Origin of the sequence: Limisphaera sp. VF-2 (assembly GCF_049537125.1) — a bacterium.
Classification (GTDB): Bacteria; Verrucomicrobiota; Verrucomicrobiia; order Limisphaerales; family Limisphaeraceae; genus Limisphaera.
The window spans coordinates 1767704-1781599 of sequence record NZ_JBMVQY010000001.1 but is presented as its reverse complement, the minus strand read 5'-3'; the positions used below and the strand labels follow the sequence as shown (position 1 = coordinate 1781599).

8 protein-coding genes are annotated in these 13896 nt (G+C 65.5%); 1 reads left to right on the top strand and 7 read right to left on the bottom strand.

Annotation, left to right across the window (positions count from 1 at the left end):
* Positions 1 to 38: 38 nt before the first annotated feature.
* The 6 genes from ACPDIT_RS06370 to ACPDIT_RS06345 form a co-directional block, all read right to left on the bottom strand.
* Positions 39 to 1277 (bottom strand): L-lactate MFS transporter, encoded by a 1239-nt coding sequence (locus ACPDIT_RS06370; protein ID WP_423442339.1) that lies wholly within the window; start codon positions 1275 to 1277, stop codon positions 39 to 41.
* A 713-nt stretch (positions 1278 to 1990) separates the two neighbouring features.
* On the bottom strand, positions 1991 to 3973 hold the full coding sequence (gene acs, locus ACPDIT_RS06365) for an acetate--CoA ligase (RefSeq protein WP_423442338.1): 1983 nt from the start codon (positions 3971 to 3973) through the stop codon (positions 1991 to 1993).
* Positions 3974 to 4163: 190 nt separating this feature from the next.
* Positions 4164 to 5309, bottom strand: a complete 1146-nt coding sequence (locus tag ACPDIT_RS06360) for an acetoin utilization protein AcuC (RefSeq protein WP_423442337.1) — start codon at positions 5307 to 5309, stop codon at positions 4164 to 4166.
* 49 nt (positions 5310 to 5358) lie between these two features.
* Positions 5359 to 7242 (bottom strand): GNAT family N-acetyltransferase, encoded by a 1884-nt coding sequence (locus tag ACPDIT_RS06355; protein ID WP_423442336.1) that lies wholly within the window; start codon positions 7240 to 7242, stop codon positions 5359 to 5361.
* Entirely contained in the window at positions 7223 to 9346 is a 2124-nt protein-coding gene (gene acs, locus ACPDIT_RS06350; RefSeq protein WP_423442335.1) for an acetate--CoA ligase alpha subunit, read from the bottom strand. Before acs (ACPDIT_RS06350) ends, ACPDIT_RS06355 begins: the two co-directional genes overlap by 20 nt.
* 243 nt (positions 9347 to 9589) lie before the next feature.
* On the bottom strand, positions 9590 to 10627 hold the full coding sequence (locus ACPDIT_RS06345; protein ID WP_423442334.1) for a helix-turn-helix domain-containing protein: 1038 nt from the start codon (positions 10625 to 10627) through the stop codon (positions 9590 to 9592).
* Positions 10628 to 11268: 641 nt separating this feature from the next.
* Between ACPDIT_RS06345 and ACPDIT_RS06340 the strand changes: the two genes are divergently transcribed.
* Positions 11269 to 11793: a nitroreductase family protein gene (locus ACPDIT_RS06340; RefSeq protein ID WP_423442333.1), complete on the top strand. Its 525-nt coding sequence runs from the start codon at positions 11269 to 11271 to the stop codon at positions 11791 to 11793.
* A 367-nt stretch (positions 11794 to 12160) separates the two neighbouring features.
* On the opposite strand, the gene ACPDIT_RS06335 is transcribed toward ACPDIT_RS06340, so the two are convergent.
* Positions 12161 to 12970: a dienelactone hydrolase family protein gene (locus tag ACPDIT_RS06335; protein WP_423442332.1), complete on the bottom strand. Its 810-nt coding sequence runs from the start codon at positions 12968 to 12970 to the stop codon at positions 12161 to 12163.
* Between the last annotated feature and the right edge of the window lie 926 nt (positions 12971 to 13896).

Below are 13896 nucleotides of genomic sequence, written 5' to 3'. Positions count from 1 at the left end.
TCGGCGCGCGACGACGTTGGTCACGTCGGGGAAACCACTCAGGAACCCGCCCGGCTGGAGGGCAGCCGCCAGGTGAGGGCCGCTCCCAACAGCAGGAGAAGGCCGGCGGTGACAAACGAGGAGGTGTAACTGCCACCACTTTGCGCGGTGAGCGTCTGCTGCAGCCGGGGCAACAACAGGCCGCCCACGCCCCACGCGGTGAACAACAATCCGTAGTTCATCCCGAAATGTTTCAGGCCCCACAGGTCCTTGGTGAAGGAAGGGAAAAGGGCGAGGTTGGCTCCGTAGTTGGCCCCGATGAGGGCGGCCAGCAGAACCACCAGCAGTCCGGGCACCCCCGGTGAACCGGTAATCGGGATGGCGGTGAACATCAGTAACGCTTGCAGCCCCAGGACCAGGAGCAGGGTTTGCTTCCGTCCCAGCCGGTCGGACAGTGCCCCTGCCAGGATCCGGCCTCCGGCGTTGCCGATGGCCAGCACCGCCACCGCGAGGAACGCCCAGTCGCCCATGCTCTTCCGGGCCATGCCGCTGACGCTCCCGATCACCATGAGCCCCGCACCGGCACCGATGCAGTAAATGATCCACAGCCACCAGAAGCGGCCTTGTCGCAGCATTTCCCGCGGCGGCGTACCCTGCTGCGCAGCGGCGGTGGGGTTGGGAGCGGCACCTGCAGTCGGTGCGACAGCCGCCGGCGGGTTCTTCAGAAGCTGCGCCAATCCACAGACCATCACCACGAATCCCAGGCCCAGAATGAGCATGGATTGCTGCAGGCCGAACCTTCCCAACAGATACTGGGACAACGGCGCCAAATACACCGGGGCGAGACCGAATCCGGACACCACCAAACCCGCGACCAGACCGGTGCGTTGGGGCGGGAACCATTTCAGCGCCGGCGGTGTGGCCGAGGCATACCCGAATCCGATCCCCGCTCCCACCAGAAGACCAAACCCCAGCAGCCAGAGCGGATAACTCTGCGTGGTGGAGATCAACACCATTCCCGCCCCCACCAATAAGCCACCCAGCGTGGCCGTGACGCGAGGGCCCCACCGGTCCTGGCATCGACCCGCCAGGATCATGGTGAAGGCAAAGACCAAACAGCAGAGGGCATAGGGATCGTTGAGTTGTTCCCCCTTCCAACCGAACTGCTGTTCGATCGCGCCCTTGAACAGGCTCCAGGTGTAGAGGACCCCCAATGCCAGGTTGATGCCCGTGCCGGCGAAGGTGACAACCCAGCCGCGCAGAGACGAGGCCGCAGTGGGTTCACTGGAAGCATTCATGGCTCGTGCAGGGAAGAACCACCGACTCCCGCGCCGGGGCGGCCGTGACGCACCGCGGGACACCGTTTGGAGGCCGGCGTGACAAGCAGCGTGCCGTTCCGGCCCGCGGAAACAATGCGTCGGAATGCACGCCTGATCATCAGAGCACCGCATATCGGCATCGCACCGAACAAGCACACCTTTTCTTGGCAAAGATCCACCCTGCCTTGCCGCCCGCGGACATGAGCCCCGCCCTGGGGCAGGTTTCACCGGTTGCGTTCGACCCGACAGGGTGGATCCCGGCGGCCGAGGTTCGCCGCGAAAAGGGCGGGGATCGGTCGGAAATCGAGGCCGGGGACGCAACCGGAGCACGACACCGCGAGCCGGGCAACGAACCGCTGTTTATGCCAAACCGACTTTTCTCGTGGTCGGTCCGGAACCGATGCGCAACGAGTTGTAAATCTCGACCGGCTCTTTCGCCCCGCGCAGGGAGGTGAACCCCGTTGCTCCCGAAGACGGCCCGCGCGTTTTTCCCGGCCAGGGGGTTGTCCTTGAGGCGTCGGGCTCCTTTCCCCGCCGCGCGGGAAAGCCCGAGTCACCGGCAGCAGGACCACCACGGCACGCACCGGATGCACCACCCCAGAGGTTCAAGAAGCCGGAACGCCCATCAAAAAAAGCCCGGCCGCAGAGGCGACCGGGCTCGCTGCAAGGACGAAGTCGCAGGGGCCGAAGCTTCAGAGTCGGCCCTTGACCAGGATCTCCACCACGGATGGATCGGCCAGGGTGGTGGTGTCCCCGATCTGGTCGGGTTGGCCCTCGGCGATCTTGCGCAGGATGCGACGCATGATCTTGCCCGAGCGGGTCTTGGGCAGGGCCGGGGCGAACTGGAGCTTGTCCGGCGTGGCGATGGGCCCGATTTCCTTGCGCACATGCGCAATGAGTTCCTTGCGCAACTCCTCGGAGGGCTCCACGCCGTCCTTGAGGGTCACGAACGCGTACAGGGCCTGCCCCTTGATTTCATGCGGCATGGGCGCCACGGCGGCCTCGGCGACCTTGGGATGGCTGACCAGGGCGCTCTCCACCTCCGCGGTGCCGATGCGGTGACCGGACACATTGACCACGTCGTCGATGCGCCCCAGGAGCCAGTAGTCGCCGTCTTCGTCCACGCGCGCGCCATCCCCGGTGAAGTAAATGTCCGGGTACATGGTGAAGTACGTATCGATGAAGCGATCGTGGTCGCCCCAGGTGGTCCGCATCATGCCCGGCCAGGGCTTCTTGATGCAAAGTTTGCCGCCCTCGTTCGGGGCGCATTCGGTCCCGTCGTCGCGCAGGACCACCGGTTCAACCCCGAAGAAGGGGCGGCCGGCGCTGCCCGGCTTGAGGGTGTGCGCCCCGGGAAGCGGCGTGATCAGATGGCCCCCGGTTTCGGTCTGCCACCATGTATCCACAATGGGACAGCGGCCCTTGCCGATGACCCGGTGATACCAGATCCACGCCTCCGGGTTGATGGGCTCGCCCACCGAGCCGAGGACCTTCAGCGAGCTCAGGTCGTACTTGTTGGGCCATTCCTCGCCCAACCGGATGAGGGAACGGATGGCCGTGGGCGCCGTGTAAAACTGGGTCACGCGGAACTTCTCCACGATCTGCCAGAACCGGCCGGGATCCGGATAGGTCGGCACCCCTTCGAACATGAGGCTGGTGAACCCGTTGCAGAGCGGGCCGTACACAATGTAACTGTGGCCGGTCACCCAGCCGATGTCGGCCGTGCACCAGAAGCGATCGTCCTCCTTGATGTCGAAGACGTACTTGGTGGTCAGGGCCACGTGCAGGAGGTATCCGGCGGTGGAATGCACCACCCCTTTGGGTTTGCCGGTGGAGCCCGAGGTGTAGAGCATGAACAGAAAGTCCTCGGCGTTCATCGGCTCGGGCTCGCACCGCGGCACCGCCTTGGCCATGAGCTCGTGCCACCAGAGGTCGCGTCCCTCCACCCACGGGATGGAAGCGCCGGTGCGTCGCACGACGATGACTTTCTCGATGCTCGGGCAGTTGCGACAGGCCTCGTCGGCAATGGTCTTTAAGGGGATCTGTTTGCCGCCGCGCAGGCCCTGGTCGGCGGTGATGAGGATCTTGCAGGTGGAATCATTGATCCGGCCGGCGAGGGCCTCGGCACTGAACCCGCCAAAGACGACCGAGTGGATGGCGCCGATGCGGGCGCACGCGAGCATGGCAATCGGCAGCTCGGGAATCATCGGCAGGTAGATGCTCACGCGATCGCCTTTGCGCACGCCGAGGCTCTTGAGGACATTGGCAAAGCGGCAAACCTCTTCCAGCAATTCCAGGTAGGTCAACTTCCGAACGTCCGATTCCGGCTCGCCCTGCCAGATGAGCGCCACTTTGTTGGCGCGTCCGTTGCGGACGTGCCGGTCCAGGCAGTTGACCGACACGTTCAGCACGCCGTCCTCGAACCAGGTGTGATGGATCCTGCGTTCCCGGGTGTTCCAAACGTATTTGCGGGCCACCGTGGGCTTCTTGTACCACTCGAGCATTTCACATTGCTCGAGCCAGAAGGCATCCGGTTCACGAATGGAGCGTTCGTACATCTGCCGGTATTGCTCGGCGTTGATGTACGCCTGCTGGACGAACTCCGGGGGCGGTGGGAACGTGCGATGTTCTTGTAACAGGGAGACGGTCGAGGTGGTAGTGCTCGCGTTGCTCATAAGTCGCGTTTAGCTTTTCGCTTCCTGTGCAAAAGATCAAAGCACGCAGGGGAGGGCCTGTCAACCCGCTTCGCCCCACGGGCCGTTTGTCCGGTCGCACGGGCGGCTCGGCTCCCGCATGCGCCGCCCTGCGCGTGGCCGGTTCCGGGGATCCGCGCAACGAGGAGCCGGCGCCTTTCGCGCGCCGCGGCTACCGTGCACTCCGGGCCTGCAGCAGGGGATGAATGCGCCGCAGGGTCTCCAGAGTGCGCGCCAGTTCCGGCTCCACGCGGTTGCGAAGCTCGTCCGGCACGGGACGTTCGGGATCGCGCCAGCCGCCGACCCAGTCGAGGGTGCTCATCATCGCACCACCGAGGCCGAAGGCCCAGGCGTCGTCTCCCTCCTCGCCGGCCAGCGTTCGCCAGGCCAGCGCCCAACCGCGCACCGTGGGTTCGAACTGGTAGCCGCCCCCTCCGCACACCAGGAGGGGCAGCCCTGTTTGTCGGAGGTGCCGCGCGATTTCCAGCACGACGTTGTTGGTCATCTGAAGGTGGGTGAGCGGGTCGCCGGCGAGAATGTCCATGCCCAGTTCGACGACCAGAACCTCCGGTCGAAAGGCTTCGAGCAAAGACGGAACGATGGTCTGGTAGGCTTTGAGGAAAGCGGCATCGTAGGTGCCGGCGGGCAGGGGGACGTTGACGTTGTAGCCGAAACCGGGGCCCTCTCCGAGCTCCTGCTCGAATCCGGTCCCGGGGTAAAGGGTGCTTCCGGACTCGTGCAGCGAGACGGTCAGCACGTCGCTGCGCTGGTAGAAGATGGCCTGCACGCCGTCCCCGTGATGGGCATCGAGGTCCAGGGCCATGACCCGTCGGCCCGCGGCGGCCAGGAAATCGCAGGCGAGGGCGACGTCATTGAGGTAACAGAAACCGCCGGCGTGTTCCGGGTGGGCGTGATGGAACCCGCCGTGGAGGTTGAAGGCGATGTGGGCCCGACCTTGCAAAATGATTTCGGCAGCCGTCAGGCCGGCCCCGCAGGCCCAGCACGCGTAATCCCAGAGGTCGCGGAAGACGGGGGTATCGGGCCCACCGAGGCCGGCGTGAAGCCCCTCGGCGGTCAGCTCGCCGCGGGCGGCGCGCTGGAGAAGATCAAGGTACCGCGGCGTGTGGATGCGTTCGAGTTGCGCGCGGGAGGCGGGCTGGGGACGGACCTCGCACAGGTGAGGGGCGCCCAGCAGACCGGCGTTGAGCAACTGCCGACGGGTGGCGGAAGCGCGCTGGGTTTTGAAGGGACAGTCCGGCGGATAGCTGAGCGCCTCGGTTTCCGGCGCGTACACCAGGGCCAGGATGCGATCGCTCATGCTCGAGGCGGGCCGCCTTCAGCCGGCCCGCAGGGCGAAGTTCCCCGGTTCAGGTGAACTCCAGCTCATAGTGGTACACATTGCCCACCAGGCGGCTGCTGACCTTGCACTCGGCCTTGTTGAACACGGCCTGCATGGCCTTGTTCTCCACCAGGACCTCGGCGGTGAAGCCGCTGATGCCGTTGCGGCGCGCAATCCGCATGAGGTGTTTGAGCAGAAAGGTGCCGATGCCCCGGCGTTGCCAGGCGTCGTGAACGGTGAAGGCCACCTCCGCACGGTTGGTCCTGGGGTTGAGGTAGTAACTGCCGATGGCGATGATCTGTTCGCCCGCCGGATCCGGCAGCACGCCCACGATGCAGACGTCGTTGCGATGATCGATGTAGACGAAGTCCTCGATCTGCCGGCGGGGAATGACGCCGTCTTTGACCGCCTGCATGAAGCGGAAATAGATGGATTGCTGGGAGAGGCTGTAGAAATGCTCCCGCATGCGGGGCACGTCGGTGGGGTGGATGGGCCGGAAATTGATCAGCGTGCCGTCGTTGAGCAGGAAGGTGGTGCGCAGTTCCTTGGGGCCGACGATGATCTTGCCCTCCTTGTCCGCCATTTCCGCGGAGAGATACTTGGCTTCGATGGCCTCCCGCAGGAGCTGGGCACGGAACTTGGGGTGGGCGATGCTGATGAGAGCCAGGGCCCGCTCGGAAACGCTTTTCCCGTGGAGATAGGCCACGCCGTATTCGGTGACGACGTAGTTGACCCCCGCGCGGGTGGTGACGACGCCGGCACCGGGACTGAGCCGGGTGACGATACGGGAGACGGTCCCGTTTTGCGCGGTGGACGGGAGCGCGATGATGGCCTTGCCGCCCGGCGCCTTGGCGGCACCCCGGTTGAAGTCCACCTGGCCCCCCACGCCGCTGAAGAACTTGGATCCCAGGGAATCGGCGCAAACCTGACCGGTAAGATCCACCTCCAGCGCGACGTTCACGGCCACCATTTTGTGCTGCTGACTGATGATGTGCGGGTCGTTGACGTACTCGGTCGGCTGAAAGGAGAAGACGGGGTTCCGATCGATGTAATCGTAGAGCCTGCGGGTGCCGAGGCAGAAGCTGGTGACGATCTTGCCGCGGTCGAGGGTTTTGCGTTTGCCCGTGATCACGCCCGCCTCGATGAGGGGGATGATGTCGTCGGTGATCATCTCGGTGTGGATCCCGAGGTCCCGCTTGTCGGTGAGGAACCCGAGGAGGGCGTGCGGGATGCGGCCGATGCCGAGTTCGAGCGTGGAGCCGTCGTCGATGAGCGCGGCAATGTACTCGGCGATCTGGCGGGTGACGTCGGTGACCTCGGCGGGCGGCACTTCCAGCAGCGGATCTTCGCAGGGAACGAGGATGTCCAGTTTCAGAATGTCGATGAGCGAGTCGCCGTGCGTCCAGGGCATGTTGGGATTCACCTGGGCGATGACCAGGGAGGCGTTTTCGGCGGCGCTTTTGACGATGTCCACCGAGATTCCCAGGCTGCACATGCCGTTTTCGTCGGGCGGACTCACCTGGATAAGGGCGACGTCCAGGGGAAGCTGACCGGAGTGGAAAAGTCGCGGGATGTCGGACAGGTGGATCGGGGTGTAGTCGCCGAGTCCCTCCTGAATGATGTTGCGGACGTTTTCCGCGATGAAAAAGGAGTTGACGCGGAAGTACTGGGTCAGCTCGCGGTGCGCATACGGGGCCTCGCCGAACGTAAGCAGGTGGACGATCTCCGTGTCGGGCAGTTCCTGCGCTCGCCGGGTGAGGGCCCGAACCAGGGCCAAGGGCTCGGCGCAGCCGGTGCCCACGAAGACGCGTTGACCGGGCCGGACGCGGCGCACGGCCTCTTCGGCCGTCTGGATTTGAGCGGCGTACTTCTGTTTCCAGTTCGGATCGAATTTAATGGGCGACTTGCTCATGGGCGGAAGCATCGAGACCGGTCAGGGTCATGCGGGCGTCGGCCACGTACGGGCGCATGCCGACCGGGCCGACCACAAAGGGATTGATGTCGAGTTCCTGGATTTGGGGATAGTCGGTGGCCAGCTGGCTGATGCGTTGCAGGGCGCTGGCGATGGCCTCCAGATCCACGGGCTCCTGGCCCCGCGCCCCCTCCAACAGCGCGTACGAGCGGGTGCTCTTGAGCATTTGCATGGCCTCGTCCTGGGTGATGGGCGCCAGGTAAAAGGTCACGTCCTTCATCACTTCCACAAAAATGCCACCCAGGCCGAACATCAACAGGGGACCGAAATTCGGGTCGCGGGTCATCCCGAGAATCACCTCCCGGCCCCGGGGTCCCATCTTTTCGACGTATGCGCCCCGCACCCGGGCCCGGGGGGCCCGCCTCTGGATGCGCACCATCATCAGGTCAAAGGCATCCCGGACCTGTTCGGCCGTGGCCAGGTTGATGCGGACCCCGCCAAAGTCGGATTTGTGAATGATGTCCGGAGAGGAAATCTTGAGCACGACCGGGTATCCGATGCGTTCCGCCACTTCGACGGCCTCATCGGCCGTGCGCGCCAGTTGGCCCGGCAACACGTTGAAGTCGTAGGCACGCAGGATCTCTTTGGCTTCGACCTCGCCCACCTGACGGGTGCCGCTGCGGACGTGCCACTGCAGGACGCGGTTGACGCGGCGGCGATTGACGGCGATGCGGGCGACCACCCGGGGCGGCCGGTTGCGCCAGGCGGAATAATCGCACATGGCCTTCAGAGCGGCCACGGCCCGTTCCGGGGAGGGGTAATTGGGGATGCCGGCGCCCACGAGCAACTCCTGGGCCGCCGCCACCTCGCGCCCGCCCATGAAGGCCGCCAGCACGGGTTTGACCCCGCGGTGGGCTTCAATGATCCGACGGGCCAATTCCGTGGGCCGGGTCATGTTCTGCGGCGTGACCAGCACGATGATGGCGTCCACGGTTTCATCCTCCTGCACCAGTTCGAAGGCCGCCATGTACCGGTCGGGGTCGGCATCCCCGATGACGTCCACGGGGTTGCCGACCGAGGCCGCCGCGGGCAGAGCCTGGCGCAGGCGCTGCCGAATGGGTTCGGAGGGCGCCACCATGCGCAAGCCCCGCAGCTCGGCCGCATCCGCGGCCATGATGCCGGGTCCGCCCGCATTGGTGATGACGACCACACGGTTCCCGCGCGGCAGCGGTTGAAAGGCGAAGGCGCGGGCGTAGTCGAAAAGCTCCTCGAAATGCTCGGCGCGGATGACTCCGGCCCGTTTGAACGCGGCCCCGTAGGCCATGTCCGCGCCCGCCAGGCTGCCCGTGTGCGAGGAAGCGGCTTTCGCGCCGGCCTGGGTGATGCCCACCTTCAACACGATGACGGGTTTCACGGACGCGGCCGCCTCCGCCACCTGCAGGAATTTGTTGCCGTCGGTGATGTTCTCGAGATAGCTGACAATGACACGGGTTTCCCGGTCTTCGGTGAGGGCTTCGAGAAAATCGGCTTCGTTCAGGTCGGCCTTGTTGCCAATGCTGAGGACCTTGCTGAGGCCCACCCGTTCCTTGACGGCCCAGTCCAGAATGGCCACGCAGAGAGCGCCCGACTGGGAGATCACCGAGATGGGGCCGGGCGGGGGCAGGGCAGCGGCAAAGGTGGCGTTCATCCGGTGATGAAGGTTCATGACCCCCAGACAGTTGGGGCCCATGAGCCGGACGCCCGCCGCCGCACAACGCTCCACCAGCTCCCGTTCCAGCGCCGCGCCCTCCGGGCCGACCTCCTTGAAACCCGCAGTGATGACCACCACGGCCCTGGCACCGGCCCGAATGGCGCTCTCCAAAGCCTCCCGGACCGCAGGGGGAGGTACGACGATCACGGCCATGTCCACGGGCTTGCCGTAGGCGTCCAGGCTGGGATAGCAGGGCAGGCCGAGCACTTCACTGGCTTGCGGGTTGACGGGGACAATGGTGCCCTGAAAGCCGCTGGCCAGCAGGTTGGCCACCACCGCGTGGCCCACCTTGCCGGGGCTGCGCGAGGCGCCAATCACGGCCACCGTGTTCGGAGAAAGCAACGATTCCAACATAGCAATGTGTTCTCAGCCGTCGCGGTTCCCGGCCGCAACGGTCCTGTCGATCCGGGCGGCGCCGGCGCGGTTGGAGCCGACCGGCCGCGCTCCCAAGATGCACCACCCCATGGTGGCGGCTTGGCCCGACTTGTCAAAAGATCACCGTTTTTTGTGGCCGACCCGCCAAATCCGAACCATTGAAGCAGCTCTGCCACCTCCCCGGAGGCAACGGCCGGACCCGCAGCAGATCTCGAGCGGCGTTCAGCCCTGCTTGCCCAGGAGCTGCGCCCGGTACTGGGTCGGGGACTGGCCGAGAATCTTTTTGAACACGCGGTTGAAATGCGTCAGCGACTGGAACCCCACCTCGAAGGCAATTTCACTGACGCGCAGGTTCGGGTTGAGCAACAGGTTCTTGGCTCTCTCGATGCGCACCCGCGACAGGTAATCCGTGAAATTAATGCCGGTGGCCTTTTTGAACATCTTGCAGAAGTAGAACGTGCTGGTGTTGACCGCCTTGGCCACGCGGCCGAGCGACAAATCCTCGGCCATGTGTTCCAAAATGTATTCCTTGGCCCGGGTGATCACCGGCGGTTCGGCGTTCTTCTGCTGGAGCAGCACCTGGTTGCTGATCATCGCCAGATGCTGCGCAAAGATGGTCAGAAGTTTGACCACCGACTCATGCTGTCGCGGCGAAACCACCCGCGTTTTGAAGAAGGCCTCTTCGAGCCGACGCCGGTCGTACTCCAGACCCCACTGCTCCAGCGTCTCGCACACTTTGGCAAACTGGCTGCGCGTGGGTCGTTTCCGGAAGACCTGCCCGGTCTGGAGAAACCCGACCACCTGGTTGCCGAGCCGGATGGGCACGGCCGTGTCACTCATGCCGGCAAAACACGTGATCGTGCGGGCGCCCTCCACGGCCATGGCCACCAGCCGCTCCTGCACCTGCAGGCAGGCGGCACAGGACCGGCTTTTTTCCGACATCAAACTGCAGAACGGGCTTTCGTTGCGTTTGCCGTGGTGGGTCAGACGCCAGCTTTCCACCGGACGCAACGAGACCACCAGACCCGTGGCCTCGGAAAAGGCCCGCTCGTACTCCTGGTAAATCTCCGAGCGCAACAGCGCCTCGATGAGGCTCCGGCTTTCCGCCGGGTTCATCAGGGTGACCTTCTCGGTGGCGACCTCTCGCCCCGAGGGCTGAGCCGGAGAGTTTTTCTCCACGGGCGATTTGCCGGCACCGCCGGACCGGGCGGCGGCAGGGGTGGCTTGCTCAGGCGAGGACTGAGCAGCGGTTGTTTGCATGGCACCAATTTAGGCCAAACGCCCCTGCGCCACAACTGCCAATCATGTGGCCTGGTCGAACATGGCCCGCCCGATGCCAAAGCAGTCGCGACCCGCCCGCCCATCCACGGCCGGATCGGCCCAACGGCTTCGAGCTCCGACTCACGGACTCCGGTCCGGCTGACCACCGAAGCATACCATGGCCGGATGCCCTTGGAACCCTCAAGGGGATGAATGGCCGGCCCGACGGTCGGGACGCCGCAGCGGAACCGGACCGGGACCCTCGCCACCAAGATCCACGGAATCCGCAACCGTGGGACGGATTCCGATCGGAATGCTGACCCGGGCGGGCCAGGACGAACGTCTCCGGGTTCTGTTGCCCCTGCGGCATTTCGTTCGTACCTCCTGCGCAGGCCCCGGTGTCCCTTTGCCGCACCAGATCGAGCCCCCGGGAAACCCGGAGCCCCTTCGCGCAGCCCGGGTACACTCCGGGAATCGCCCCAAGGCGGATCTCGGAATACGCGGGACCGGCTGGTTCAACGCCGCTGCAACCGAGCAGGGTGTTTTGCCCGGAGCCCGCCCGTTCCCTGGGCAGCATTTCGCCCGGCGCGGTTTGATGGTTGTCGCGGGTGGCACCTCTCCTTATGTTGAGCGCCTGAGCTATGAAGGATTTTTTTGCAACGGTGGAGGCCCGGCAATCGGTCCGGGCCTATCAGCCGCGGCCTCTGGCGCCCGAGCAACTGGAGAAGATCCTGCAAGCGGCCCAGCGGGCGCCGTCCGCCGGAAATCTTCAGGCCTATGAGATCGTGGTGGTGAAAGATCCGCCGACGATACGTGCGCTGGCCGCCCTGTGCTACAACCAGATGTTCATTGCCCAGGCGCCGGTGGTGCTGGTGTTCTGTGCCGATCCGGCCCGCTCGGCGGCGAAATACGGGGCCAAGGGTGAAACGCTGTACAGCATTCAGGACGCCACGATCGCCGCGGCGTATGCGGAGCTGGCCGTGGCGGCGCTGGGATTGGCCACCTGCTGGGTCGGTGCCTTCGACGAGGCGGAGCTGGCGCGTCGCCTGAAGTTGCGCCCCGGGCTCCGGCCGGTGGCGCTCTTCCCGATTGGCTGGCCGGCCGAACAACCGGCGCGGACCCCGCGGCGGCCCCGGGCCGAGGTGGTGCACGAGTTCGAGCCTTGAAGCCCGTTGAAATCCCGATCTGTCCGCGAGAACCTCGCCCTCACACCACAACCGCAAGGCGACCCTCTCCCTGCAGAGGCATTCTCCCCGTCGCTGGTGCAACAACGACCGCTTCCGGCCCGGTCACCCGCCATGGCGGCCCACAGGGACTCTGATCAGGCGAGGAGACCTCCGGCTCGAGCCGGGCCGCGAACAAGTTGCGACGGGTCGGCGCGTACGGTCCGGATGAACTGTTCGCCCAGGGCGGTCATCCGGGCGCAGGAGGCCGTCGGCAGAGCAGGTGTTTCCATCGCGGCCGCACGCCCTGACGTGGAGACCGAGCCGAAAAGCCTCACGCCCCTCGGCAGAAAACCGGTCCTCGAACGGCTCACAGGCCTTCGAGGAGCCTCTTCCAGCGCGCCCACGCAGCCTCTCGAGCGCGGCGATTCTCCGGAGAGGCATCCGGTGCCTCGCCGGCGCGCATGAACCCGTGCCCGGCGCCCTCGTAGATCACCGGCTCGAACCGCTTGCCCAACCGATTCATGGCATTGGAAGTGGCTCCAAGGGTGGCATTGACGCGTGCATCGTTGCCCGCGTAGAAGCCGTAGACGGGCGCCTGGATGCGCGCCAGGTCCTCCTCGCGATCCGGGCCGGCGCCGTAGAACACGAAGTAAGCGCGAGGTTCCTGCGCCAGCGTGGCCAGTCGAAAAGCCTGGCTCCCGCCCCAACAAAAGCCGGCCACGGCCACCCGGCCGTTGCAGGCAGGCAGTCGGGACACGTATCGGATCACCGCGCGAAGGTCGGCCACGATCTGGTCCTGCGGCAGTCCCGCGATCGCCTTGCGCACGGCCTCGGGCGATCCAAGCTCGGAGGTGCCTCCGCCGCCCGGAGCGGCTCCCGACAACAGATCGGGCGCGGTCGCCACGTACCCCGCCTCGGCCAGTTGATCGGTCACGCTGCGAATCCAGTCGCTCAATCCAAAAATCTCGTGAATCACCACCACCGCCGGCACGGGCTGCGGCCGCTCGGGATGGGCCACGTAGCATTGAAGTTCCCGGTTGTCGTACCGCACCCGGACCCACTCCAGGTGTCGGGGAGACCGGTCCAGGCGGGCCCGGGCCCAGTCTTGAGAACAAGCAGGCCGGGCGATACCCAGCAGGCCAATCAGGAGCAGTGAACTGCAGGCGGTCGTTTTCATGATCGGATCACGGTTCCGAAACGTTTCTGGCACCATCCGCCCGAGCCGTTCTTGCCCAGGGCGGATCTGCCGGCTGTTTCGTCGGCGCAAAGTTAGCCCAAACCGGGGCTGATGCATGTCCGTGGCGGGGAAAACCCCCGGCGTGTTTCCCAAAACCGGGAAGAGACACCAGAGCAGATTCTCACTTCGCGCAAAGTGACCGACTTCTCGCAAGTCCCTCGGCAAGCGGTCAGGGCAAGGGTCCTGAGACACTGCCGCAGTGTTGTCCACACCTCGGATTCGCTGTCCCTTTTACGGCTTGCCGGGGACAACCCCCGGCCTCAGGGAACGCTGGCAATTCCCCGACACGCCGGTGCCGGCGCCACAGGCCGTGCCGTACCAAGACCGAGGCAGGCGCCATGGCGCGGCCCGTTCTGGTGCCCGGTGGCCAAACGGCCGCTCCCGAAAGACCGACAAGCCACGCGGGCGTGTCCCTCAACCGGCCGGTCAGTCGAGAGGTGGACCAACGGACAAAAAGGCTCGGCTCCCCTGAACAGCGCCGGGCCCTGCGGAACCGGGACGCAAATTGGAGGGAAAAATGCGCAATCTGGTGTCGCGCCCCGTGCCTGGCACAGGCAGAATCCTGTTCCGTCGGGCCAAGGCGCAGTTCTCCAAAACTGCGCCGGCGCAACGGAACCAAGGCCAGAGCCAAACCCGGGATGCCAACCCAGCAATCCAGAGTTATGAAATGGCTGCACAAAATCCGGCGGCTGAACCGTGGAAGGAAGGCCGTGGCGGTTTGCCAGCGGCACACAAAGCTCGCGGCACCGTGGGATGCTCAACCGACGCCTGCCCGGGCTCGTCGGGGCGGTCGAGCGCTGGAGCATCCGGGCAGGGCAGGGCAGGGGGCTGTTCATCGGACGCAGGGGCGACGCCGCGGATCGGCT